Here is a 24,361-nt window from a genome sequence, read left to right on the forward strand (position 1 = left end):
ATTCGAGAAGCACGGCACACGGTGACGTTTGCCCGCGTGCCGGCCTTGAACGATGCGAGAGCGATTTTAGGCGACGTGGAAACACGCTCGTCGCGGAGAACGCCTGGGTTAACGAGTGATGGTTCGGCCCGGTCGCGACCGGGGCGGGCGCTCCCGGGCCTGGACCTCCGGCAACGCGGATGGACGATGACGATGACCTGGTCCGGACACTTGCTCCACATCCACATCGCGCCCTCGGCCTCCGTCGAGATGGAGGAGCTCGCGCAGGCGCGCCTGATCGCCGGCCGGGGCATCGAGGGCGACCGCTACCTCCTGGGGACCGGCACCTACTCGGCGAAGCCCGACATCCGCGAGGTCACCCTGATCGAGGTGGAGGTCCTGGAGGCCCTGGAGCAGGGCGAGCCCAAGGTCCCGGGCCTCGCGACGCGGCTGGAACCCATCGACCATCGCCGCAACCTGACCACCCGCGGCGTCCCGCTGAACCACCTGGTCGGGCGCCGCTTCAGGGTCGGGGAGGTCGTTCTGAAGGGCGGCCGGATGAATTTTCCCTGCAAGTACCTCGAGGAGTTGCTCGGCGTGCCGGGCCTCTACGAGGGGCTGCTCAACCGCTCGGGCCTGAACTGCTCCATTGAGGTCGGCGGCGTGATCCGGCCGGGCGACCCCATCGTGCCGCTCGCCGACTGACGGCCGCCGCGATGTCGCCGCGCCTGATCATGAAGCTCGAGGTGGCGCAGGTGCGGCCAGAGGCCGGCGACGTCCTGCTCGTCGCGCTGCGGCATCCGCGCAGGCCCCTCCTGCCGGCGGCGACGGCGGGCGCCCACGTCGACGTCCACCTGCCGGACGGCCGGGTGCGGCAATACTCGCTCCTCGGCGATCCGGCCGACCGGCGGACCTACCGCATCGCCGTCAAGCGCGAGGCGGGCGGGCGCGGCGGGTCGCGCTGGCTGCACGACAACCTCGCGGCCGGCGCCACCCTCATGGTGTCGGCGCCGCGCAACCACTTCGAGCTCTCCGCCGCCGCCGGACGCTGCCTGCTGCTCGCGGGCGGGATCGGCATCACCCCGCTCCTCGCCATGGCGCACGCGCTCGCGGCAGCCGGCCGGGATTTCCGCCTGCACGTCTTCGCGCGCGGGCGCGCCGGCGCGCCCCTGCTCGGGGAGGCGGAGGCGTTCGGCCCGGACCGGGTGGTCGCCCATTTCGACGACCCGCCCGGGACCCGGCTCGCCCTCGAGGCCCTCCTGCGCGAGCCCGAGCCCGGCACCGAGATCTATTGCTGCGGCCCCGCCGGCTTCATGGACGCCGTGCGCGAGGCCGCCTCCGGCTGGCCGGACGAGGCGGTGCGGTTCGAGGCGTTCCAGCCCCTGCACGCGGACGGCTTCGTGCCCGAGCCGTTCGACATCGTGCTGCGCTCCACCGGCGCCACCCTCCGGGTGCCGGCCGGGCGGGCCGCCATCGACCTCCTGCGGGAGGCCGGCATCGACGTCCCGTCGTCCTGCGAGATCGGCGTCTGCGGCGCCTGCGTGTGCGGCTACCTCGCGGGCAGCCCGATCCACCGCGACGTCGTGCTGTCGCCGCGGGCGCGGCGGGACAGGTTCATCCCCTGCGTGTCGCGGGCGGTCGGCGCGCTGCGGCTCGACCTCTGAGCGGGACGCGGCGGGCGGTTCGATCGAGAGCGCCGGGAAACGGCCGCGACCTTCGGGCGGGAGCGACCAGGCGGGCCAACGAGCGAGGGGTTCCCGGCCATGACGATCCAAGTGACATCCCCACCATTGCCCGCGATCGGCCCGGCCCAGATGCGGCGCATCGTGACCTCGAGCGTCGTCGGCACGGCGGTCGAGTGGTACGACTTCCTGATCTACGGGACGGCGAGCGCGCTCGTCTTCAACAAGCTGTTCTTCCCCTCGTCGGACCCGGCGGTCGGGACGATCGCGGCCTTCGCGACCTACGCGGTCGGCTTCCTGGCCCGGCCGCTCGGGGCGGCGATCTTCGGGCATTTCGGCGACAAGGTCGGCCGCAAGCGGATGCTGGCCGCCACCATCATCATCATGGGCGTCGGCACCTTCCTGATCGGCTGCCTGCCGACCTATTCGCAGATCGGGATCTGGGCCCCGATCCTGCTCGTGCTCCTGCGGCTCCTGCAGGGCGTCGGCCTCGGGGGCGAGTGGGGCGGCGCGGTGCTGATGGTCGTGGAGAACGCGCCCGCGCGCCGGCGCGGCTTCTTCGGCAGCCTCGTCCAGGTCGGGAACCCGCTCGGCAACCTCGCGGCGGTCGGCATCTTCACGGCGATGTCCGGGCTGCCGGAGAGCGAGTTCCTGGGCTGGGCCTGGCGGGTGCCGTTCCTGATCAGCATCCTGCTCGTCGGCGTCGGCCTTTTCATCCGGCTGCGGCTCGAGGAGACGCCGGCCTTCCGCGTCGTCGAGGCGCGCAAGGACGTGGCGCGCCTGCCCGTCGTGGAGGTGATCACCCAGCACCCGCGGGCGTTCCTGACCGCCGTCGGGCTGAAGCTCTCGGAGATCGCCTGGGCGAGCATCGCGAGCGTGTTCGTCATCAGCTACGTCACCGGCACCCTCGCGCTGCCGCGCAGCGTCGTCCTCAACGGCATCTTCGCGTCGTCGTTCGTCGCCCTGTTCTCGATCCCGCTGTTCGGCTGGCTGTCCGACCGGGTCGGGCGCAAGACGATGTTCTACGCGAGCTGCCTGTTCTGCATCGCCTTCGCGTTCCCGTTCTTCTGGCTCGTCGACACGAAGGACCCGACGATCATCGCCCTCGCCATCGTGGCGGCGATCTCGTTCGGGCAGATGGTCGGGTTCGGGGTCGGGGCGCCGTTCTACTCGGAGTTGTTCGCGGCGCGCCTGCGCTACAGCGGCGCCTCGCTGGGCTTCCAGATCGGGGCGGCGATCTCCGGCGGCCTCACGCCCTTCGCGGCCGCCTCGCTGATGGTCTGGAGCGGGGGCGCGACCTGGCCGATCTCGATCTACCTGATCGCCGCCGCCCTGATCACGATCGTGGCCACCGCCATGGCCCCCGAGACGGCCCGGACGGAGCTGCGCTGAGCGCGCCGCACCGGCCCCCGGAGTGGCGGCTCGAGGAGCGCCGGCCCCAGGAGCGCCGGCCCTTGCAACTCCGGCGCCCGGGGCGCCGGCTCACCGGTCCGCAGCGGCGTCCCCGTGGGAGCGGGCCTCCGCCGGGCGAGACCGCCCGCAACCCTCGCCGCGGCGGCGCGCCACGGCGTCGCCGAAGGCCCGGAACAGCGCCCGGTTCACCGCGCTGACCTGCGGGTCGTGCTCCGCGTGCCACTGCACGCCGAGCGCGAAGCCGGGCGCCCCGGCGATGCGGATCGCCTCGAAGGTCCCGTCCTCCGCCACGCCCTCCACGACGACCCGCCCGCCCGGCTCCAGGATGCCCTGGCCGTGCAAGGAATTCACCCGGATCGTCTCGCGGCCGAGGAGCCGCGCGAAGGCGCCGCCCGGGACGAGCCGGACGTCGTGGCGCTCGGCGAAGACCACCTCGGGATCGGGGTGGATCTCGCCGGTGTCGAGGCGCGGCATGCGATGGTTCATGCGCCCCGGCAGCTCGCGGATCTCGGGGTGCAGCGACCCGCCGAAGGCGACGTTCATCTCCTGGAAGCCGCGGCAGATGCCGAACAGCGGGATGCCGCGGGCCACGCAGGCCTCGATCAGCGGCAGCGCCAGGGCGTCCCGCTCCTCGTCGTAGGGCTCGTGGCGCGGATGCGCCTCCGCCCGGAAGCGCGCCGGGTGGACGTTGGCGCGCGCCCCCGTCAGCAGCACGCCGTCGACGGCGTCGAGGAGCTCCGCGAGGTCGGTGATGCGCGGCGTCCCGGCAAACATCAGCGGCAGCGCGCCGGCGAACTCCGCCACGGCCCGCAGGTTGTTCTCGCCCACGCGCTGGGCGGGGAAACGGCCCTCGACCACGTGCGTGTTCCCGATCACGCCGACCACGGGTCTCGCCATCGTGCCAAGCCTCGTTCCGGGGCCCCCCGCCGGCGGGGGCCACGCGCCGCGTGCGGTTCTCGCACGCCGTCGCGGCAGCGGCCAAGATCCTTCCGGCACGCGCAGCCCGGGCGCGGCGCGCCGCGCCTGCACGACCCTCTCGGTCATCGCCCGCGGCACCGGCCTCGTGTCGCGGCAGGAGGCCCCCCCGGGCCGTGAGGCGGCGGTGCTGGCTCCCGCGAGGAGCCATCCGGCCAGCCTACGCCGAGGCACGCGAGCCTCGAGGCATCCCAGGACGTCGTGCGATCCGCAGGCGGCGCTGCCGCCGCCCAGGATCAGGACCGGCAGCGTCTCGGGGGGGTGTCGTGCGGCGTCGCGGTCGCGGCGTGGCGCCCCCGTCCGCAACGCGAACGCCAGGCCCGTCCTCGGCGATCGCGATCGCCCCCGCGCGACCCGTCCGGGGGCGGGCGCGTCACCGGTCCTGCGCGAGGGCGGCGTCGTGCCGGGCGAGCCAGGCCTTCAGGACGGCCATCCGGCGGTCCGGCGCGTCGTCGAGCCGCGGCGGCGCGCCGTCGACGAATGCCCGCACGGCGCGGGCCAGCGCGGGCAGGAACGGCGCGCCGGAGGCCTGCGCCGGGGCCGGCGCGGCGTCCGCGGCGGGCACCCGGCCGTCCTGGGCAGCGGCCGGCCCCGCCGTCGCGGCGAGGAGGGCGAGGGCGATCGCGAGACGTCTCGACATGCGGGCATGCTCCCTGCGAATGCGGCGCGGATCGTGCGCGACATCGCCGGGATCAGGTGTACCGGGCGGCCGGGCGGCCGGCATTCAGGCCTGCGTCTGCTTCGATCAGACCTCGCGGCAGGCCGGCTCATACCGAGGGATGAGGGAGAGCGCCCCTCCGGCGCGTCACGCCCGCGCCGGACGGGCGAGGCCGAGATGGTCGCGCAGCGTCGTACCGGCGTAGTCGCGGCGAAACAGGCCCCGCGCCTGGAGGATCGGCACGACGAGGTCGACGAAGGCCGTGAAGCCCGCGTGGAAGAACGGCGGCATGATGTTGAAACCGTCGGCCGCCCCCGCCTCGAACCAGTGCTGGAGCGTGTCGGCGACGGTCTCGGCAGAGCCGCACAGGACCCAGTGGCCGCGCGCCGCCGCGGTCAGGTTGTAGAGGTCGCGCAGGGTCATGCGCTCGCGCCGCGCCTTGGCGAGCATCACCCGGGCGAAGGCGTGGTAGCTGTCGGAGGGCGCGATCTCCGGCACCGGGCCGTCGAGGTCGTAGGCGGCCATGTCGCGCCCGAGCCGGTCCGACAGCAGCGCGAGGGCGTTGTCGTCGCTCACGAAGCCCTGGAGCACCGCCAGCGTGTCGAAGGCCTCGCGGGTGGTGCGCCCGACGACCGGCATCACGCCGGGGAGCACGCTCACCGCGTCGGGCGGGCGGCCGTGGGCCGGCAGGCGCCCCTTGAGGGCGGCGTACGCGGCCTTCGCCTCGTCGAGGTCCTGCACGACCGAGAACACCACGTCGGCGGTGCGGGCGGCGAGATCGAGGCCGGCCTCCGAGCCGCCGGCCTGGAGCACCACCGGGTGCCCCTGGGGGCTGCGGCCGATGTTGAGCGGGCCCTTCACGCGGAAGAAGGGCCCGGCGTGGTCGAGGGCGCGGACCTTGGCCGGGTCGATGTAGAGGCCGCTCTCCCGGTCGGCCACCACGGCGTCGTCGGCCCAGCCGTCCCAGAGGCCGCGCACCACCTCCAGGAACTCCCCGGCGCGCTCGTAGCGGCGGGCGTGCTCGGGATGAACGGTGCCGAAATTCGCCGCGCTGGCGGGGTTGGCGGTCGTGACGGCGTTCCAGGCGGCGCGCCCGCCGCTGATGTGGTCGAGGGACGCGAAGGCGCGGGCGACCGTGAACGGGTCGCTGTAGGTGGTCGAGGCCGTGGCGCCGAGGCCGATCCGCTCGGTGGCGCCGGCGAGCGCCGCCAGCATCGTCAGCGGTTCGAGGCGCAGGGTGTAGGACGGGTGGGCCTTGGGGTCGGCGTAGAGGTTGTCGCCCATGAAGATCATGTCGAACCGGCCGCGCTCGGCGGTGCGGGCGATCTCCCGGATGGCGCCGATGTCCTGGAAGCTCGCGACCGCGCCCGGGTGGCGCCAGCCCGCGACGTGGCTGCCGGTGCCGAGCAGGAACAGCCCGAGATGCATCTGGCGGGTCACGGCGTCCTCCAGAACAGCAGCCGGCGCTCGGCGAGGCCCACGAGGCCGAAGAACAGGAGGCTCGCCCCCGAGGCGACGAAGATCGCCGACCAGACCTGCACGAAGTCGATCTGGAGCACCGCCTGGTAGATCACCCAGCCGAGCCCCCCGTAGGCGCCGAGCATCTCGGTGACGAGGGCCACGATGATGCTGCGCACGGTCGAGACCCGCAGGCCCGCGAGCATCAGGGGAAGCGCCGTCGGCAGGCGCAGGCGCCAGAGCACGGCGAGGCGCCCGGCGCCGAAGCTGCGCAGGAGGTCGACGGCGCGGCGGTCGACCCGGTCGAGGCCCGCGAGGGTCGACAGGAACAGCGTGAAGCTGACCGCGAGCGCCACCATGACGATCTTCGAGCCCATGCCGATGCCGCACCACAGCAGGATCAGCGGCGAGTAGGCGACGACCGGCACCGAGTTGACCGCGGTCGCCGCCGGCAGCACGGCGCCCCGCGCCGCCGGCACCAGGGCGACCGCGACGGCGAGGCCGATGCCCGCGAGAGCGCCGAGCCCGTAGCCGAGCACGGCCTCCGCGAGCGTGGTGCCGGCCGCGTCCGCGAGGAGCGCGCGCTGGCGCCAGATCCCCGCCAGGATGTCGCTCATCGCCGGCAGCACGTAGGCCGGGAGGGCGAGGCCGCGGGCGAGGCCCTCCCAGGCCAGCACGAGGACGACGGCGCCGAGGACGCCGCGCTGGACGGCGCGCGAGGCGGGGCTCACTGCTCGGCCCTCCAGAACACCAGGCGGCGCTCGAGGGCCGCGACGGCGGCGTAGAAGCCGGTGCCGAGGAGCGCGCAGGCGAGCAGGGCGGCCCAGAGCCCGACGACGTTCTCGTTGTACATCGCCTGGAGCAGCAGCACGCCGAGGCCCGTGGTGTCGCCGAACCACTCGCCCACGATCGCCCCGACGAGGCTCAGGGAGGCGGCGAGCCGGAGCGCGACGAAGATCTGCGGCAGGGCCGCGGGCAGGTGCAGGCGCAGCAGGATCTGTCGCGGCGAGGCGCCGAAGCTGCGCAGGAGCGCGACCTGGCGCGGGTCGACCGCCTCGAAGCCCAGGAGCGCGTTCACCGCGACGGGGAAGAACGTGAGGTAGAAGGCGATCGTCGCCTTGGCGAGCAGCGTGTTGCCGAACCACAGCACCACGAGCGCCCCGAAGGCGATCACCGGGATCGTCTGCGACACCACGAAGATCGGGAAGACGAGTTCCCGCAGGGCCCGCAGGCGGAAGAACGCGACGGCGATGAGGACGCCGAAGGCGGCGCCCGCCGAGAAGCCGATCAGCGTCTCGGCGAGGGTACGCAGGAAGCCGTCGCGGTAGGCGGCCGGCGTCGCCAGCACGGCCGAGGCGACGGCCGAGAGGCGGGGCAGGATGTGGGGCCGGATTCCCAGGAGCGGCACCGCCGCCTCCCAGGCGAGCGCGACGGCGCACACGCCGAGGACGAGGCGGAGCACGCCCCCCGGCCGGAGAGCGGCCCTGACGAGCCGCCCGGCCGCGCCCCCGCGCGCCGCCGTCGCGCCGGGGAGCGCCCGCGCCAGGGAGGCCGCCGTCACAGCTGGCGGTCCGCGCTCGCGAGCGCGTCGATGAAGGCGGGCGCGTAGGCCGCGTCGATGTCCACCGGCTTGGCGATGACCTTGGCCTGGAGCAGGAGGTCGTGGACCTTGGCCAGAGCCGCCCGGTCGATGGCGAACAGGCCGTGGTCCCGGGCCGCCCCGGCGGTCATCAGGCGCTTCACCTCCGCCAGCATGAAGTCCTGCTGGGCCCGGTCGAGGGTGGGGGCGACCGCCATCACGGCATCGACGGCGGCCTTCGGGTCCGCGAAGGCGTCCTTCCAGCCCTTGACCGAGGCGCGCAGGAAGCCCTTGACGAGGTCGGGCTTCTCCCGGGCCGTCGCCTCGGAGACGATCAGGGTGTCGCGCGGGAAGGTGACGCCGTGATCCTCGGCCACGAAGGTGCGCAGCGCCTCCCGGCCCATGCGGCTCTGGATCGTGTAGAGCTCGTTGTAGTAGGTCGCCGTCGCGACGTCGACGCTGCCGTCGACGAAGGGCGTCACGCTGACCTGCTGGGGCTGGAGCTTCACCTCGTCGGGCCGGATGCCCTCCTTGGTCAGCATCGCGTTGAGCACGTGGTTCGCCCCCGTGAACCAGGCCGTGACGTTGCGGCCCTTGAAGTCCTGGAGCGTCCGCACGGGGCCGTCCTTGCGGGCGACGAACACGAAGGGCGTCAGCTGGTGCGAGATGCCGATGCAGACGACCGGCAGCCCCTTGTCGCGGGCCGCGAAGACGCTGTCGGTGCCGCCCGACAGACCGAACGTGTCGGAGCCCGTGGCCACCAGGTTCTCGGTCAGGAGGTTGGGCCCGCCGGGATTGATGGTGAGGTCGATGCCCTCGGCGCGGTAGTAGCCCTTCTGGAGCGCGACGTAGAAGCCGGCGAACTGGGCCTGGGGCAGCCATTTCAGGCGCAGGGACGCCTTGGCGGCGCCCTCGGCGGCGGCGGGGGCTCCCGCCCCGGCGAGGCCGGCGCCGAGGGCGAGGCCCGCGAGGGCGGCGAGGAGATGGCGGCGGACGGGCATGGGGCCTCCGGTTCGGGCGCTGCGGTCAGGTGCGGTAGGACGGATCGGTGCGGTCGAGCTGGCGCATCAGCGCCGGCCACTCGCGCTCGCCCGGGACCAGGATGTCGCCCTGGAGCTCCCAGAACTGGCGCGCGGCCTTCTCGCAGACCGCCGCGGGCGGGATCACCAGGGCGGCGCCCGCCGCGGCGGCGGCCTGCATGGAGAGCTGGATGCGGGCGGCGCGCTCGAAGTAGTAGAGCAGCATGAACGCCTCGCCGGGCGTGCGGCCGACGGTCAGGATGCCGTGGTTGCGCATCAGCATGACCTTGTGGGGCCCGAGGTCCCGCACCAGCCGCTCCTGCTCGTCGCAGTCGATCGCCACGCCCTCGTAGTCGTGGAAGGCCTGGCGCTCGTAGAACCGCATGGCGAACTGGCTCAGGGGCAGGAGGCCCCCCGCCTGGCCGGAGACCGCCACGCTCGCGTCGGAGTGGGTGTGGAGCACGCAGGCCGCGTCGTGGCGGCTCGCGTGGATCGCCCCGTGGATCACGAAGGCCGCGCGGTTGACGGTGTGGGGCGTCGCCTCGACGGCCCGCCCCTCGACGTCGATCTTGACGAGGCTCGAGGCGGTGACCTCGTCGAAGAGCAGCCCGTAGGGGTTGATCAGGAACTGGTCGTCGCGGCCCGGGACCCGCGCCGAGATGTGGTTGTAGATCAGGTCGTCGAGCCCGAGGCGCGCGACCATGCGGTAGCAGGCCGCCAGGGCGATGCGGGCCTCCCACTCCGCCTGCGGCATGGGGCGGGGCGCCCCGGATGGCTGCGTCACGGTCACGTCTCCTCGGCGGCGAACTGGAACGACTTGAGGCTCTCCTCCTCGATCGCCGCGAGGAGCGTGCGCTTGAGGCGGATAAAGTCCGGCTCCGTCACGAGCTCGGGCCGGCGCGGGCGGGGGAGGTCGATCCGCTGCTCGAGCTTCACCGAGCCCGGCCGGGCGGTCATCACCAGGACCCGGTCGCCGAGGAAGATCGCCTCGTCGACGTCGTGGGTGATGAACAGGACGGTGCGCCGGTGCCGCTGCCAGAGGTCGAGCAGCCAGCGCTGCATCATCGTGCGGGTGAGCGCGTCGAGGGCCCCGAACGGCTCGTCGAGCAGCAGGAGGTCGCGCCGGAACAGGAAGGTGCGCATCAGGGCGACGCGCTGGCGCATGCCGCCGGAGAGCTGGTGCGGGTACTGGTCGGCGAAGCCCGCGAGGCCGAATTCCGGCAGGAGGCCCAGGGCCTCGGCCCGGGCGGCCCTGCGCGGCACGCCCTCGATCTCGAGGGCCAGGATGGCGTTGTCGACCACCGTCCGCCAGGGCAGCAGCAGGTCGCGCTGGGGCATGAACGAGACCCGGCCGAGGAGGTCGCGGGCGTGGCAGGAGCGGCCCTCGAAGCGCAGGACGCCGCCGGGATCGGGCTCCTCGAGCCCGGCCACGATGTTGAACAGGGTGCTCTTGCCGCAGCCGCTCGGGCCCACCACGGTGACGAACTCGCCGGGCGCCACGGCGGCCTGGAGGCCCGCGAGCGCCTTCACGGTGCCGAAGGTCTTGTCGATGCCCCGCAGCTCGATCAACCCGGGCGCGACGGGCCGCGGCGCCGGGTCCGGCTCACGCTCTCGCTTCGATGACAGCACCAGGCCGCGTCCTTGTATAAGGGAGGCCCTGTCGCGTATGCGCCCCGGGCCGCGTCGTGAACACGGTCCTGCAACGGCTGTGCCAGCCGGCCGCCGGCCGCGGCCCGGCCGAGGGCGGGAGGCCGCGGGGGACGCGGCGGGCGGATGGTGCCGGGTGGGTGGCGCGGGGCAGTTGCGCGGCGGTCCGCGCCTTGCTTGAATGCAGGAATGACCGGACGAGATGCATAGAGATGGCACGGAGTGCACAAAAAAGCGCTGAGGCGGCCGCGGCCCTGCCCAACGTGACGCCTCTGCGCCCGGGCGTGACCCTGACCGAGAGCCTGCGCCGGCGCCTCGAGGCCGACATCGCGGCCGGGCACCTGGAGCCGGGCTGCCGCCTCGACGAGCAGGAGATCGCCCAGCGCTTCGGCGTGTCGCGCACGCCGGTCCGGGAGGCCTTCCGGCTGCTCGCGGCCGGCGATCTCGTCACCCTGCGCGGGCGCCAGGGCGCGACCGTGCGCACGATCAGCGCGCAGGCCCTGATCGAGATGTTCCAGGTGATGGCCGAGCTCGAGGGCCTGTGCGCGCGCCTCGCCGCCCGGCGCGCGCCCCCGGGCTGGCGGGCGCGGATCGACGCGATCCACCAGCGGCTGGTGGACCGCGCCGACGGCCCGGACGCCGACGGGTTCTACGACGTCAACCAGGAGTTCCACGAGGCGATCTACGAGGCCTCGCGCAACGCTTTCCTGGCCGAGCAGACCCGGCGCCTGCGCAACCAGGTGGCGGCCTACCGCCGCCGGGTGACGCGGATGCCGAACCGGATGACCGACACCGTGCGCGAGCACGAGGCGATCATGCGGGCGATCCTGGCGCACGACCCCGAGCGCGCCCACCAGGCGATGCGCGACCACGTCAACCTGCTCGGCGACAACCTCCTCGACTTCCTGGCGGCCTTCGAGTGACGCGCCGGGGCGCCTCTTGGTATGCAAATTGCTGGCTCGTGCATACCTGATCCCGCAGCACCGCCGCCCAGGAGCCGTCCCGTGCATCTCGACCTCACCGGCAAGACCGCCCTCGTCACCGGCGCCTCGAAGGGCATCGGCCTCGCCATCGCGCAGGTGCTGGCGGCCGAGGGCTGCCACCTGCACCTCGCGGCCCGCAACGGCGAGGCGATGGAGCAGGCGCGGACCCGGCTCGAGGCCGAGCACGGCGTCCGGGTCGCGGTCCACGCCCTCGACCTCTCGCGCACGGACGCGATGGAGCGGCTCGCCCGCGACGTCGGCGACGTCGACATCCTGATCAACAACGCCGGCGACATCCCGGCCGGCTCGATCGAGATCCTCGACGAGGAGGCTTGGCGGCGCGGCTTCGACCTCAAGGTGTTCGGCTACATCACGCTCGCGCGCCTGTACTATCCGCGCCTGAAGGGCCGCGGCGGCGTGATCCTCAACGTGATCGGCAACTCGGGCGAGAACTGGGACGCGAGCTACATCGCGGGCAGCACCGGCAACGCCGCGCTGATGTCCTTCACCAAGGCGCTCGGCGGCCGCAGCCTCGACCACGGCGTGCGGGTCGTCGCCGTCAACCCGGGCCCGGTCGCCACGGACCGCATGCTCAAGATCATGAAGCGCAAGGCCATCGACATGCTGGGCGACGAGGCGCGCTGGGAGGAGCTGTTCGACAAGTACCCGGGCAAGCGCCCGGCGACCTCCGAGGAGGTGGCCGACCTCTGCGCCTTCCTGGCCTCGCCCCGGGCCGGCTACATCACCGGCACCGTCGTGACGATCGACGGCGGCATCGCCGCCCGCGGCTCGGTGATCTGAGGCGCGGCATGGCTTCCGCCGCATCCCCCGCCCTGATCCGCAACCGCTACTTCGACGACCTCGCGGCGACGCCGGGGCTGTACTGGCTCGGCCAGAACACCAACCACATCGAGAGCCACCCGGCCGTCCGGGAGGCGATGATCCGGGCGATCGAGGACGGCGCGTTCAACGCCTACGCGCCGCCCCTCGGCGTCGAGGCGCTGCGGGCCGCCATCGTGGCCGACCTCGGCACGCCGGGGGCCGAGGCCGTGGTCACGGAGGGCGGCGTCAGCGCCCTCGCGCTCGTCTGCCGCGCCCGCTGCCGGCCCGGCACCACCTTCGTCACCACCGACCCGACCTGGAAGTGGCCCTGCCAGTTCGCGCGCCAGCAGGGCGCCGAGGTGATCGAGATCCCGATCTACGACCCGGCCTGCGGCTACCGCCTGACCGCGGAGGCCCTGCGGGCCCACGTCGACGAGCGCACCGCCATCATCTACCTCGTCGACCCCAACAACCCCCTCGGCATCCGCTACACCCGGGACGAGATCGAGAGCTTCGCGGCCATCGCCCGAGGGTGCGGCGCGCTCCTCGTCCACGACTGCACCTACCGGGACTTCGCCGAGGGCCACGTGCCGGCGCTGCAGGTCGCGCCCGAGGGGGCGGTCGTGTCCGTGAGCTTCTCGAAGTGGCTCGGGCTCGCGGGCCTCAGGATCGGCGCCCTCGTGACCCCGGCCGGCCTCCTCGACGAGATGACGAGCCGCACCACGAGCGTGCTCGGCGCCAGCGTGGTGGCCCAGGCCGCCGCCCGGGCCGGGCTCTCCGTCAAGGGCGAGTGGATGGCGCGGGTGCGGGCGGTCGACGGGGCCAACAAGGCGATGATCCAGGAGGCGGCGGCCGGCGTCGAGGGCCTCGCCCTGCCGGTCCTGCCCTCTCACGGCAACTTCCTGGTGCTCGAGACGATCGGGGCCGGCATCCGGCCCGAGGCGCTCGTCGAGTGCTACCGCCGGCGCGGGATCATGATCCGCCAGGGCACCTACCACACCGCGCGCTTCGGCGACCGCTTCGTGAAGGTGAGCACCTCGGTGCCGGGCCCCTGGGTCGAGGCGTTCTGCGAACTCCTGCCGGCGCTCGTGGCCGAGGCCCGCACCCTCAACGACGTGCCGGCGCAATTCTGAGACGGAGGAGGCCCATGGCGATCAGGACCGACGACGGCGTGACCCTGCACGTGGAGGAGGCCGGGGAGGGCACCCCGATCCTGTTCATCCACGAGTTCGGCGGCAACCACCTCGCCTGGGAGCCGCAGCTGCGCCACTTCAGCCGGCGCCACCGCTGCGTCACCTACGCGGCCCGGGGCTATCCCCCGTCCGACGTGCCGGATTCCCTCGAGGCCTACGGCCAGGCCCGGGCGGCCGCCGACGCCGTCGCGGTGCTGGACGGGCTCGGGATCGAGAAGGCCCACATCGTCGGGCTCTCGATGGGCGGCTTCTGCACCGTGCACGTGGGCCTGCGCACGCCGGAGCGGGCGCTGTCGCTCACGGTGGCGGGCGCGGGCTACGGCTGCGAGAAGGCGTTCGAGGCGTATTTCCGCGGCGTCTCCCTGGAGGTCGCCGACCAGTTCGAGCGCCAGGGCGCGCGGGAGTTCGCGAAGGTCTACGCCCTCGGCGCCAGCCGGGTGCAGTTCCAGAACAAGGACCCGCGCGGCTGGCAGGACTTCGCGGACCGGCTCGCGACGCATTCGGACCGGGGCGCCGCCCTGACCATGCGGGGCGTCCAGGCAAGGCGGCCCTCGTTCTACGACCTCGAGGAGGAGCTCGCCCGCATGGCGGTGCCGACCCTCGTGGTGGTGGGCGACGAGGACGACCACTGCCTCCAGCCCGGCCTGTTCCTGAAGCGGACCATCCCGGCCTGCGGCCTCTCGGTGTTCCCCAAGACCGGCCACACGCTGAACCTCGAGGAGCCGGACGCCTTCAACGCGCTCCTCGCCGGCTTCATCGCGCAGGTCGAGGCCGGGCGCTGGCTGCCCCGGGACCCGCGGGCCCTGCCGGGCCAGATCATGCGCACCCGCTAGGACCAGCGCCTTGACCGCCGCCCTGATCGACCCCGACCGGCTCTGGCGGCGCCTGATGGCGCTCGCCGAGATCGGCGCCACGCCGGCGGGCGGCGTCGACCGCCAGGCCCTGAGCGAGGGCGAGATCGCGGCCCTCGCCCGGATCGTCGCCTGGGCGCGGGAGGCGGGCCTCGCGCCCGCCCTCGACGCCGCCGGCAACCTCTTCCTGACCCGGCCCGGCCGGGACCCGGCGGCGGCACCGATCCTCCTCGGCAGCCACATCGACACCCAGCCGACCGGCGGGCGCTTCGACGGGGCGGCCGGGGTGCTCGCGGCCCTGGAGGCGGTGGCGTCGTTCGACGGGCTTCCCCCCGGCGACCTCGCGGTGGTCGCCTGGATGAACGAGGAGGGCAGCCGCTTCGCGCCCGGCATGATGGGCTCGGAGGCCTTCGCGGGTCTGCGCGACCTCGCCGCCATCCGCGCCGTGCGGGACGCGGGAGGGATCTCCGTCGGCCACGCCCTCGACCGCCTGCACGCCGCCTTCCCGGACCTGCCCCGGCGCCCCCTTGGCACCCCGGTGGCGGCCTACCTGGAGCTGCACATCGAGCAGGGGCCGGTGCTTGAGGCCGCCGGCCGGGTGATCGGGATCGTCACCGGGATCCAGGGCAAGAAGACCTTCCGGGTCCGCCTCGAGGGCCGGGAGGGCCACGCCGGCACCCTGCCGATGGACCGGCGCCGCGACGCCGTCGCGGCCTTCGCGCGCCTCGCGGGCGCCCTCCACGCCGAGGTCGGCGGGCTCGACCCGGACGTCCGCTTCACGATCGGGCGGGTCGCGGTGGCGCCGAACGCGCCCTCGGTCGTGCCGGCGGAGGTCACCTTCAGCATCGACCTGCGCCACCCCGACAACGCCGTGCTCGAGGCGGCCGGCCGGCGGATCGCCGCCCTGTGCGCGGGCCACGCGGCCCCCTGCGGGGTGAGCCTGACGCCCCTCGTCGACGCGGCCTCGAACACCTTCGACCCGCGGCTGCGGGCGCTGATCGCCCGCGCGGCCGCGGCGCACGGGCATCCGGCGATGCCGGTCCTGTCGGCCGCCGGGCACGACGCCCGCAACCTCTCACGGGTCTGCCCGAGCGCGATGATCTTCATCCCCTGCCGCGACGGCGCGAGCCACGTCGAGACCGAGTGGGCCGAGCCCGCCCACGTGGCGGCCGGGGCCGGCGTGCTGGCGCAGGTCCTGCACGACCTCGCGGCCGCACCCGATCTTCTCGCAACCCCGGAGCCCCGATGAGCGCCGATCCCGCCCCGATCGACAGCCCCGATCCCGTCGACATGGCGGACCTGCCGGTGCAGCTCCCGTCCGGGCCCGCCGATGCGGCGGCGGCCCGCGCCCGCTTCTTCAATTCCGGCAACGCCTTCAACATCAAGCTGCCGGCGGTGCCGCCCCACACCTTCGCGCGGGAGAGCGGGCGGGCGCGGGACGCGGCGGCGCCGACGGGCTTCACGGCCTGCGACCTGTCGGAGGCGCTCGCCTGCCCGTTTCCCGCCACCACGCCCCTGATGCTCGCCCGCTACGCCGCCATCGCGCCCGGCGAGACCCTCGCCGCCGACTTCGCGGCCACGGGCTCGATCTGGTACGTCATCGCCGGCACCGGCACGACGCGGGCCGGCCCCGAGACGCTGCGCTGGGGGGCGGGCGACGTCCTGCTGCTGCCGGGCGGCCCCGCCAGCCACCGGGCGGAGGGCGGGCGGGCCGTGCTCTGGAGCGTCACGAACGAGCCGCAGCTCGCCCTCGACGGCGCGCTCCCGCCCCGCGTGCCCGTCGCCCCGGTGCACTACCCGGCCGCCGAGATCGGCCGCCAGATGGCCCTCCTGGCGGGCACCCGGGCGAACGCGCAGACGTCCGGCCACGCCCTGATCTTCTCCTCGGAGACGCTCGAGGCCGGCCGCAACATCCTGCCGACCCTGACGCTGTCGCTGAACACGCTGCCGCCGCGCTCCCACCAGCGGGCCCACCGCCACAACTCCGCCGCGGTGACGCTCGTCCTCGAGGGGGAGGGCTGCCACTCCGCCATCGACGGGCTGCGCTGCGACTGGGCGCCGTTCGCCACCATGGTGACGCCCCCGGGCTCGCGCCACTCGCACCACAATCCCGGCCCGTCGCGGGCCCGGTTCCTGATCGTGCAGGACGGCGGGCTGCACTATCACGCCCGCACCATGGGGTTCGAGTTCCTGGAGCGGGCCTGACGAACCCGGCAGCCGCCGGGGCGGCGCGCTCCCGCCCCGGGCGCGGGCTCCTGCCGCCCGGCCGAGCCGTCAGGGGATGATCCTGGCGGCGCGCAAGGCCGCCATCTGGCGCAGGATCATCTCCTCGTCGTCGACGATCGCGTGGAAGCCGAGGCGGCGGATCTTGGTGGTCTCGACCAGGCTGTCGTAGTCGGCGTGCCACTGGAAGTCGCCGAACGCCCACGAGACGAGGTCGGGGTAGGCGAGGGGCTTGAGGCCGTGGGCCGCGATCATCCGGGCCCAGAGCGGTCCCTTGTCGGCCATCACCTCGGCGAGGCGCAGGGTCTGCACCGGGCCGCAGGCGAGGCCGAACCAGTCGGCGATGCGGGGCCAGAGGTGCTCCCAGCGGAAGAGGCCGCCGTTGGTGACGTTGAGGATCTCGCCCGCGCAGGCCGGCTCGGTGGCGGCGAAGAGCGCGGCCTCCCCCAGGAGGTCGGTGTCCACCGCCTGCTGGATCGCCCGGTAGCCGCCCGGGGTGCCGGGAAAGCGCAAGGGGAGGCCGAGCTCCCGCGAGATCGACGCGTAGACGCCGATCACCGCCGTCATGCTCATCGGGCTGCCCGCCGCGTAGCCGTAGACGGTGCGCGGCCGCAGCGCCGACCAGGTCCAGCCCGCCGCCCGGCTCGCCGCCCGCAGGAAGTCCTCCTGGTCGTAGTAGAAGTTCGGCGGCATGTGCCGCGGGTCGGTCTCCCGCGCCGGGGTCTTGAACGGCCCGAGATGGGTGCCGTAGGCCTTGGTGCCCTGCATCAGGCCGACATGGGCCAGCCCCGGGCTCGCCCGCTCGACCGCCCGCACCACGGTCTCGAGCATCGCGAGGTTGGGGGCCACCTCCTCGGCCGGGGTCGCGCGCGCCGCGTAGGCCGCGAAGAACACGTGGGTGACGTCGGTAAGGCCGGCGAGCTTCGCCCCCGCGTCGACCGGGTCGAGGAGGTCGACCGGGACGAAGCGGGCCGGTCCCGGCTCCGGCGGGGCGCGGCGCGAGAGCGCGGTCACCCGCCAGCCCGGACGGCCCGCGATGTGGCGGACGAGGCCCTGCCCGACGACGCCGAGGCCGCCGACGACGAGCGCGTGCGGCATCCTACTGGCGCGCGCTGAGATGGTGCAGGGGCAGGCCCGGCCGCTCCCACGGCATCGTGGCGAGGCGGCCGGTGGAGGAGAGCGTGACGTAGGCGGTGCGCAGGTCCGGCCCGCCGAAGCAGATGTTGGTGGGCCAGCGCTCCGGCATTGGCACGTGCCGGATGGCGGCGCCGTCGGGCGACACGATCGTGATGCTGCCGCTCACGAGGGTCGCGACGCAGACGTTGCCGTCCGCATCGAGCGCCAGCGAGTCGAACCGGTGGTAGCCCGCGAGCCCGGCCACGAGGCGGCCGCCGTGGGGCGACGGGAAGGGCTCCGGGCGGATCTCCCCGGGCCCCGCCAGGGCGAAGGCCCAGAGGCGGGCCGTCTCGGTCTCGGCGACGTAGAGCGTGCGCCCGTCGGGCGACAGGCCGACGCCGTTGGGCGTCAGGATCGGGAACACCACCTCGCGGATCAGGCTGCCGTCGGCCCGGGCGTAGTGCACGGCGCCCCGGTCCTGCTCCCGGGCCCTGACCTTGCCGAGGTCGGTGAAGTAGAACCCGCCCTCGCCGTCGAACACGATGTCGTTGGGGCCCTTGAGCGGCCCGTTCGTGCTCTCGGTGTAGAGGACCTCGACGGCGCCGGTGGCGAGGTCGACGCGCTCGATGCGCCCGCCCGAGTAGTCGTCGGCCTGCCCGATCGGGCGGTAGCCGCTCGGGTCGCCGGGCGGCGTCCAGCGGAAGCCGCCGTTGTTGCAGAGGTAGCAGCGGCCGTCCGGGCCGATCGCGGCGCCGTTCGGGCCCCCGCCGGGCGCGGCCACGACCGTCTTCGCGCCGTCCGGCGCGATCCGCGTGAGGGTGCCGCGGCCGATCTCGACCACCAGCACGGACCCGTCCGGGAGCGCCACGGGCCCCTCCGGGAACAGGAGCCCGGAGGCGATCTCGCGCAGGGATTCGGGAACGGACCTCATGCGGGGCTCCCCTCGGGCGCCGGGCGGTAGTTGCGCAGCGCGTTGGCGAGGCGGTCGGGGATCTCGAGCTCGAAGGCCAGCAGGGCGGCCGAGAGCGCCTTGCCGTAATTGTCGAGGCAGAGCGAGCGCGAGACGCCGCCGCCGAGCGCGCCCTGCGCCACGAAGTTCAGGACCCCGAGATGGTCGACGGCGTAGCGCGCCACGGGACCGGTCACGATCCCGGCGTAGAAGGTCGCGAAGGACTCCGCCGTGAGCTGGTCCTTCAGGTAGGGGTAGAGCTCCGCCTCGTAGGCGACGACCGTGACGTTCGAGGTGTTCCCCTTGTCCCCGGAGCGGACGTGGGCGACGTGCTGGAGGGGCAGGCGCATCGCATCAGACCTCGTACACGGTGAGGACCGGGCGCACCGCCTCCCGCGGCACCAGGGAGGACCAGACGCCGATGATCTCCCGGGTGCGGTCCTGGTGGGGCACGCGCTTCCCCGTCATGCCGACGCCCGAGACCGCCATGCCGTCGACCTCGCGGCCGACCTTCAGGGCCTCCTCGCGCGTCCGGGTGCGCGCCGCGACCCGCACCGCGATCTCGTAGGGCTCGGGCCCGCCGGCCGCCACCCCCGGCGACAGCCCGCCGTGGATGGCGTTGAGGCCGACGAAGTCGATGCGGACCTCCTCGGCGTCGAGCCCGACGATGCGGAAGCGCTCCTCCAGGATCCGCCTGGCGAGCTCGGCCCGCCGCAGGGCGCCGGGGCCGGCGTAGAAGAACATGTCCTCGCCGATGTGCCCCTCCTGGCAGGCGATCGAGACCTTGAGGGTCGGGGTGCGGGGCTTGCCCGAGATGCCGCTGACCCGCACCCGGTCGCGGCCGACCTCCTCGAGCTCGGTCGTGGTGAAGTCCACGACGACGTCGGGCGTGATGTAGTGGCCCGGGTCGTGCACCTCGTAGAAGAGCTGCTCCTTCAGGGTGCGCACCGTGACGGCGCCGCCGCTGCGCGCGACTTTGGTGATCACGGCGCTGCCGTCGCTCTCGACCTCGGCGATCGGGAAGGCGAGGTCCCAGGGCTCGGGCACGTCCTTGAAGCCCGGGTCGCAGAAGTAGCCGCCGGTGACCTGCGCGCCGCATTCGAGCACGTGGCCGATGCCGTTGCCGGGCCCGAGGCGGTGGTGGTCGAGGGGGTCCCAGCCGAACGCGTGCATCATCGGCGCCATGAACAGGGAGGGGTCGGCGACCCGGCCGGTGATCACCACCATGGCGCCGTCCCGGAGCGCCTGCACGATCGGCTCGGCGCCCATGTAGGCCTCCGCCGACACGAGGCTGCCGGCGAGCGCCGCGCAGGGGCGCCCGTCCTCCAGGAGGGGGCCGGCGATGTCGAGCACGCGATCGGTGATCAGGCTGCCGGAGACCGCCGCCACCTTGGTGCCCCGGGGCGCGCCGCACTCGCGCAGCCAGTGCACCACCCGCTCGGCCGCGCCCTCCGGGTTGATCCAGCCCTGGTTCGAGATGATCCGCGTGCCCCGGCGCAGGCAGCCGGGCAGCACCCGCTGCATGCGGTCGTCGAGGTAGGTGTCGTAGCCCGGGAAGCTCGGGTCGCGGCGCTTGCGGACCTGGGCCGCCGAGATCGTCGCCTCCGCCATGGTCTCGAAGCAGAGGTAGTCGAGGTCGCCCTCCTCGGCGTTGAGGCGGGCGGGCTCCAGGCGGTCGCCCCACCAGGCCGAGCCGGAGCCGATGCGCAGTCCCGTCATGTCTCCTCCCGGGATCATGCCGCCGACGTTCGTTCCGTCAGGCAGAACATAGATCCGATGCAGTCTGCTGCATACGCGAAGAAAACGGCAAAACCGTTCCTTCTGTTGGAACGATCTTGACAGGTCTTGCGCCAGACGCAACTGTCTTCGGCAACGGGCCGAGCAGCAGCCCGGCCCGGGAGGAGACGTCACATGCGGTCACCGGCGTGGTTGCGCGCGCTCGGCCTTTGCGCGCTGGCCCTCGGGGCGGGGAGCGCCCGGGCCCAGGAGCCGATCCGGATCGGCTGGCTCTCCTCCCTCACCGGGCCGCTCTCCTCAGCGGCGATCGCCGAGAACCAGGGCGTCCAGTTCGCCGTGGACGAGATCAACCGGGCCGGCGGCATCGACGGGCGCAGGCTCGAGCTCCTGACCCGCGACACCGCCGGCGAGCCGACGAAGGCCGTGAACCTCGCCCAGCAGCTCCTGTTCAGCGACAAGGTGCAGTTCATCATCGGGCCGGTGAACTCGGGGGAATCCCTCGCCACCGTGCCGGTCGTGGCGCGGGCGAACATCCCCAACATCGTCATCGGCACGATCGACGAGCTCATCGACCCGAAGAAGTACCCGCTCGCCTTCCGGGCCATCAACACCAACCGGCAATGGATCGAGGGCGGCAACGCCTACGCGCTCGACGTGCTCAAGCGCCGCAAGGTCGCGGTGATCGGCGACACCTCGGGCTACGGCACCTCGAGCGCCAAGACGGCGGCCGCGCTCCTGGAGCAGGCCGGGGTCAAGCCGGTCTACTCGGTGCTGGTCGACGCCAACAAGACCGACCTCACAGACGAGATGACGAAGGCCAGGGCCTCCGGCGCCGACGTGGTGATGCCCTGGACGGCGGCGACCGGCCTGATGGCCCGCATCCTCAACACCCGCGGCAACATGGGCTGGGACGTGCCGGTGGTGGGCCACCCCGCCGTGATGGCCCTGCCGATCAGGGAACTGCTCAACAAGCCCGAGTACTGGCAGAACGCCTTCTCGGCCGGCTACCAGAGCACGACCTACGTCGACGGCAAGCTGCCGCCCCGCACCCAGGCGCTCATCGACGCCCTGAAGCCGGCTCTCGGCGGCAAGATCGACTTCACGTTCTGGTGGGTCGCCCTCGGCTACGACACCGTCAAGATCATCGAGCACGCCGTCCGGACCGCCGGCTCGACCGACCCGCAGAAGTTCAAGGCGGTGCTCGAATCGACCCGGGACTTCCCCGGGGTCTACGCGAGCTACGCGTGGAGCCCGCAGGACCACAACGGCTTTCCCGACCGGAACATCGTGGTCGACGTCGCCAACACCTTCCGGGACGGCTGCTACGATGCGGCGCCGCGCTGAGGCCGGGCCCGGGCCGCGGGGGGACCTGACATGCTCGCCGTGATCGTCTCGGGCCTCGCCATCGGCGCCGTCTACGCGGCGACGGCCCTCGCCTACAACGTGATGTACTCGACCTCGAAGGTGCTCAGCGTCACCACCGGCCACCTCTGCATGCTCGGCGGCGTGTTCGGCGCCTGGTTCATCGCCGGCCTCGGGCTGCCGGCCGGCCTCGGGCTCCTCGGGGCCGTGCTGGTGGGGGCGGCGTTCGGGGGCATCACCGAGGTGGTTGGGGTGCGCCGGGTGCTGGCGCGCTCCGACGAGCACCTCTGGCTGCTCTCGACGCTCGCCCTCGCGACCATGCTCCAGCAGGCGGTCGGCCTGTGGTGGGGCACCGAGCCGAAGCCGTTCCCGCGCCTGATCCCGCAGGACTTCTCGGCCGGGCTCCTCGACCAGAAGTACTGGCTGCCGATCCTCACGGTGCTCGCCATGACGGCGGGGCTCGAGGCCTTCTACCGCCTGACCCTGTGGGGCAAGCTCTTCCAGGCCACCTCCGAGGACGCCTTCGCGGCCCGGGCCCGCGGCATCCCGACCGACCGGGTCCGCTCCGCCTCCTACCTGCTCGCCGGCGCGCTCGGGGGCCTCGCGGGCTTCGCGGCGGGCCAGCTCACCTTCGCGTTCTTCGCCCTCGGCCTGACCCTGACCCTCAACGGCTTCATCGCGCTCGCGGTCGGCGGCCTCGGCAGCAACCTCGGCGCCCTCGTCGGCGGGGCCGGGCTCGGCCTGCTCTCGGCCTTCGCCACCTACTGGTTCGGGGGCGAGTACCAGCAGACCATCGCGGTCGGGCTCCTGATGCTGGTGCTCCTGGTGCGGCCCGAGGGGCTGCTCGGGGCCCGGCGGGTGCGGCCGGTCTGATGGCGGCCCGCGCCCCGCGCCTCGGCCTCGCGCTCCTGGTAGCCCTCGCCCTCGCGAGCCTGCCCTACTGGTCGGGCGACCTCTACCGGCTCCACCTCGTCTCGCTCATCGGCGCCTACTGGGTGCTCGTTGCGGGCCTCAACCTCGTGGTGGGCTTCACCGGCCAGCTCTCCATCGGGCATGTCGGGCTCCTGGCGGTGGGCGCCTACGGGTTCGCGATCCTGGCCGGCACCCTCGGCCTGCCGCCGCTCCTCGCCCTGCCGCTCTGCGGGGTCCTCGGGGGCGCCGCCGGCCTGCTGCTCGGCCTGCCCTCCCTGCGGCTGCCGGGCTTCTACTTCGCCATGGCGACGATGGCGTTCGCGCTCATCGTCACCGAGCTGTCCCTCGCCTGGGGCGGGCTCACGGGCGGCGGCACCGGCCTGTCGGTCCCGGGGTTCCCGGCGCCCTTCGACACGCCGTCGGGCCAGTACTGGCTGATCCTCGCCGTCGCCGCCGCCGTGACGGCGCTGACCTGGAACGTCGCCCGGCTGATGTGGGGCCGGGCCCTCGTCGCCGTGCGCGACAGCGAGGTCGCGGCGGCCTCGGTCGGGGTCAACGTCTTCCGGGTCAAGCTCACGGTGTTCGTGTTCTCGGGCGTCACCGCGGGCCTCGGCGGCGCGCTCTTCGCCGCCCTCCAGACCTACATCACGCCCGACACCTTCGTGTTCGACATCGGGCTGTTCTTCTTCGTCTGCATCATCATCGGCGGGCGCGGCACCATCCTGGGGCCGCTGATCGGCACCGCGGCGCTGACGGCTTTGCCCGAACTGGTGGCGCCCCTCGCGCGCCTCGGCACGTTCTTCTACGGGCTCGCCCTCCTGGTCGTGGTGCTGCTGGTGCCGGAGGGGATCGGCCGCCTCGTCGCGGTGCTGGTGGCCCGGGTCTCGGGCGAGCCCCACCGCAGCCACGAGGTCCGCCCCGACCTCGCGCGGCTGCGCCAGGCGCTCGCCCCGCCGGACGGCACGGCCGCGGACGCCGCCCCGGCGGCGCCCGCCCCCCTCGCCGCGCAGGCCCTGCGATGAGCGCGCCCGCCCCGGCGCCGGGCCGGGCCGGCCTCGCGGCCGAGGCCGTCACCAAGCGCTTCGGCGGCGTGACGGCCCTCGACGCGGTCTCCCTCGACCTGCGGCCGGGGGAGATCCACGGCCTCATCGGCCCGAACGGCAGCGGCAAGACCACGCTGCTCAACCTCCTGTCGGGCTACTACCGGCCGGATGCCGGCGGGGTGCGCCTCGACGGGGAGGACCTGTCCCGGCGCTCGGTCCAGCGCCGGCCGCGGGCGGGCATCGCCCGCACCTTCCAGAAGCCCCGGCTCCTCGGCCACCTCTCGGTCCTCGACAACGCGATGCTCGGCGCCTGGCGCGACGTGCGCTCCGGCTTCCTCGCGACGGCCCTCGGCCTGCCCTCGGCGCTGCGCGAGGAGGCGGCCCTGCGGGCGCGGGCGGCGGACCTCGTCCACGGGGTCGGGCTCGGACACGCCCTCGCGCGCCGGGCGAGCCTCCTCGAGCACGCCGAGCAGCGCTTCCTGGAGATCGCCCGGGCCCTCGCCCTGCGGCCGCGCTTCCTCCTCCTCGACGAGCCCGCCGGCGGCCTGACCGGGGCCGAGATCGGTCACCTCGCCGACATCGTCCGGGCGGTCCGCGACAGCGGCGTCGGCGTGCTCCTCGTCGAGCACCACACCGACTTCGTGTTCCGGGTCTGCGCCCGGGTCACGACCCTCGACCGCGGCCGCCTGATCAAGCACGGCACCCCGGCGGACGTGCGCCACGACGCGGAGGTGGTCCGCGTCTACCTGGGAGCCTGAGG

The 24,361-nt window shown here is 73.7% G+C and carries 25 protein-coding genes; 13 read left to right on the plus strand and 12 right to left on the minus strand.

Translation table 11 applies throughout. The annotated features are described in order from the left end of the window. Positions 1-192: 192 nt before the first annotated feature. The 3 genes from DT057_RS10520 (at position 193) to DT057_RS10530 (ending at position 3,053) form a co-directional block, all read left to right on the plus strand. Complete coding sequence (locus tag DT057_RS10520; RefSeq protein ID WP_128562048.1) at positions 193-684, plus strand: MOSC domain-containing protein; 492 nt, start codon at positions 193-195, stop codon at positions 682-684. A gap of 11 nt (positions 685-695) precedes the next feature. Beyond that, on the plus strand, positions 696-1,643 hold the full coding sequence (locus DT057_RS10525) for a PDR/VanB family oxidoreductase (protein WP_128562049.1): 948 nt from the start codon (positions 696-698) through the stop codon (positions 1,641-1,643). 99 nt (positions 1,644-1,742) lie between these two features. Continuing rightward, a complete protein-coding gene (locus DT057_RS10530) occupies positions 1,743-3,053 on the plus strand; it encodes an MFS transporter (RefSeq protein WP_128562050.1) in 1,311 nt (436 codons plus the stop codon). Positions 3,054-3,143: 90 nt separating this feature from the next. On the opposite strand, the gene DT057_RS10535 is transcribed toward DT057_RS10530, so the two are convergent. The 8 genes from DT057_RS10535 to DT057_RS10570 all read right to left on the minus strand — a co-directional run bounded on the left by DT057_RS10535 (position 3,144) and on the right by DT057_RS10570 (position 10,392). Beyond that, positions 3,144-3,971 (minus strand): gamma-glutamyl-gamma-aminobutyrate hydrolase family protein, encoded by an 828-nt coding sequence (locus tag DT057_RS10535; RefSeq protein WP_128562051.1) that lies wholly within the window; start codon positions 3,969-3,971, stop codon positions 3,144-3,146. 451 nt (positions 3,972-4,422) lie between these two features. Next, entirely contained in the window at positions 4,423-4,689 is a 267-nt protein-coding gene (locus tag DT057_RS10540) for a hypothetical protein (RefSeq protein ID WP_128562052.1), read from the minus strand. Between the two features lie 165 nt (positions 4,690-4,854). Next, positions 4,855-6,147: an LLM class flavin-dependent oxidoreductase gene (locus DT057_RS10545; protein WP_128562053.1), complete on the minus strand. Its 1,293-nt coding sequence runs from the start codon at positions 6,145-6,147 to the stop codon at positions 4,855-4,857. Further along, positions 6,144-6,896 (minus strand): ABC transporter permease, encoded by a 753-nt coding sequence (locus DT057_RS10550; protein ID WP_238313534.1) that lies wholly within the window; start codon positions 6,894-6,896, stop codon positions 6,144-6,146. Before DT057_RS10550 ends, DT057_RS10545 begins: the two co-directional genes overlap by 4 nt. Then, positions 6,893-7,627 carry an ABC transporter permease gene (locus DT057_RS10555; protein ID WP_244937371.1) on the minus strand — a complete coding sequence of 245 codons (735 nt, stop codon included), beginning with the start codon at positions 7,625-7,627 and terminating at the stop codon, positions 6,893-6,895. Before DT057_RS10555 ends, DT057_RS10550 begins: the two co-directional genes overlap by 4 nt. A gap of 95 nt (positions 7,628-7,722) precedes the next feature. After that, positions 7,723-8,745 (minus strand): ABC transporter substrate-binding protein, encoded by a 1,023-nt coding sequence (locus tag DT057_RS10560; RefSeq protein WP_128562055.1) that lies wholly within the window; start codon positions 8,743-8,745, stop codon positions 7,723-7,725. Positions 8,746-8,770: 25 nt separating this feature from the next. Next, positions 8,771-9,547: a class II aldolase/adducin family protein gene (locus tag DT057_RS10565; RefSeq protein ID WP_269153033.1), complete on the minus strand. Its 777-nt coding sequence runs from the start codon at positions 9,545-9,547 to the stop codon at positions 8,771-8,773. Positions 9,548-9,549: 2 nt separating this feature from the next. Then, complete coding sequence (locus DT057_RS10570) at positions 9,550-10,392, minus strand: ABC transporter ATP-binding protein (RefSeq protein WP_162501373.1); 843 nt, start codon at positions 10,390-10,392, stop codon at positions 9,550-9,552. A gap of 230 nt (positions 10,393-10,622) precedes the next feature. Here DT057_RS10570 and DT057_RS10575 point away from each other — a divergent pair, with 230 nt between their 5' ends. The 6 genes from DT057_RS10575 (at position 10,623) to DT057_RS10600 (ending at position 16,464) form a co-directional block, all read left to right on the plus strand. Continuing rightward, positions 10,623-11,333: a GntR family transcriptional regulator gene (locus DT057_RS10575; protein ID WP_128562056.1), complete on the plus strand. Its 711-nt coding sequence runs from the start codon at positions 10,623-10,625 to the stop codon at positions 11,331-11,333. A gap of 81 nt (positions 11,334-11,414) precedes the next feature. After that, on the plus strand, positions 11,415-12,194 hold the full coding sequence (locus tag DT057_RS10580; protein ID WP_128562057.1) for an SDR family oxidoreductase: 780 nt from the start codon (positions 11,415-11,417) through the stop codon (positions 12,192-12,194). 8 nt (positions 12,195-12,202) lie between these two features. Beyond that, positions 12,203-13,348, plus strand: a complete 1,146-nt coding sequence (locus tag DT057_RS10585; RefSeq protein ID WP_128562058.1) for a pyridoxal phosphate-dependent aminotransferase — start codon at positions 12,203-12,205, stop codon at positions 13,346-13,348. Between the two features lie 14 nt (positions 13,349-13,362). After that, a complete protein-coding gene (locus tag DT057_RS10590) occupies positions 13,363-14,241 on the plus strand; it encodes an alpha/beta fold hydrolase (RefSeq protein WP_128562059.1) in 879 nt (292 codons plus the stop codon). A 10-nt stretch (positions 14,242-14,251) separates the two neighbouring features. After that, positions 14,252-15,508 (plus strand): Zn-dependent hydrolase, encoded by a 1,257-nt coding sequence (locus DT057_RS10595; protein WP_238313532.1) that lies wholly within the window; start codon positions 14,252-14,254, stop codon positions 15,506-15,508. Then, positions 15,505-16,464: a cupin domain-containing protein gene (locus tag DT057_RS10600; protein WP_128562060.1), complete on the plus strand. Its 960-nt coding sequence runs from the start codon at positions 15,505-15,507 to the stop codon at positions 16,462-16,464. Before DT057_RS10595 ends, DT057_RS10600 begins: the two co-directional genes overlap by 4 nt. A gap of 69 nt (positions 16,465-16,533) precedes the next feature. On the opposite strand, the gene DT057_RS10605 is transcribed toward DT057_RS10600, so the two are convergent. Genes DT057_RS10605 through DT057_RS10620 form a run of 4 tightly spaced genes read right to left on the minus strand, consistent with a single transcriptional unit; the run spans position 16,534 to position 20,266 of the window. After that, positions 16,534-17,580: an SDR family oxidoreductase gene (locus tag DT057_RS10605; protein ID WP_128562061.1), complete on the minus strand. Its 1,047-nt coding sequence runs from the start codon at positions 17,578-17,580 to the stop codon at positions 16,534-16,536. Between the two features lies 1 nt (position 17,581). Continuing rightward, a complete protein-coding gene (locus DT057_RS10610; RefSeq protein ID WP_128562062.1) occupies positions 17,582-18,529 on the minus strand; it encodes an SMP-30/gluconolactonase/LRE family protein in 948 nt (315 codons plus the stop codon). Beyond that, complete coding sequence (locus tag DT057_RS10615; protein ID WP_128562063.1) at positions 18,526-18,897, minus strand: AtuA-related protein; 372 nt, start codon at positions 18,895-18,897, stop codon at positions 18,526-18,528. The genes DT057_RS10610 and DT057_RS10615 overlap by 4 nt, the downstream gene beginning before the upstream one ends. A 4-nt stretch (positions 18,898-18,901) precedes the next feature. Further along, on the minus strand, positions 18,902-20,266 hold the full coding sequence (locus DT057_RS10620) for an acyclic terpene utilization AtuA family protein (protein WP_128562064.1): 1,365 nt from the start codon (positions 20,264-20,266) through the stop codon (positions 18,902-18,904). Positions 20,267-20,458: 192 nt separating this feature from the next. Between DT057_RS10620 and DT057_RS10625 the strand changes: the two genes are divergently transcribed. From DT057_RS10625 to DT057_RS10640, 4 genes are read left to right on the plus strand one after another with little or no spacing between them, the layout of a single operon-like run. Then, positions 20,459-21,628 carry an ABC transporter substrate-binding protein gene (locus DT057_RS10625; protein ID WP_128562065.1) on the plus strand — a complete coding sequence of 390 codons (1,170 nt, stop codon included), beginning with the start codon at positions 20,459-20,461 and terminating at the stop codon, positions 21,626-21,628. 30 nt (positions 21,629-21,658) lie between these two features. Then, positions 21,659-22,519 carry a branched-chain amino acid ABC transporter permease gene (locus tag DT057_RS10630; protein WP_128562066.1) on the plus strand — a complete coding sequence of 287 codons (861 nt, stop codon included), beginning with the start codon at positions 21,659-21,661 and terminating at the stop codon, positions 22,517-22,519. Beyond that, positions 22,519-23,580: a branched-chain amino acid ABC transporter permease gene (locus tag DT057_RS10635; protein WP_128562067.1), complete on the plus strand. Its 1,062-nt coding sequence runs from the start codon at positions 22,519-22,521 to the stop codon at positions 23,578-23,580. The genes DT057_RS10630 and DT057_RS10635 overlap by 1 nt, the downstream gene beginning before the upstream one ends. Further along, positions 23,577-24,359, plus strand: coding sequence for an ABC transporter ATP-binding protein (locus DT057_RS10640; protein ID WP_128562068.1), 783 nt, complete (start codon positions 23,577-23,579; stop codon positions 24,357-24,359). Before DT057_RS10635 ends, DT057_RS10640 begins: the two co-directional genes overlap by 4 nt. The last annotated feature ends 2 nt before the right edge of the window (positions 24,360-24,361 follow it).

The organism is Methylobacterium crusticola (assembly GCF_003574465.1).
Taxonomy (GTDB): Bacteria; Pseudomonadota; Alphaproteobacteria; order Rhizobiales; family Beijerinckiaceae; genus Methylobacterium; species Methylobacterium crusticola.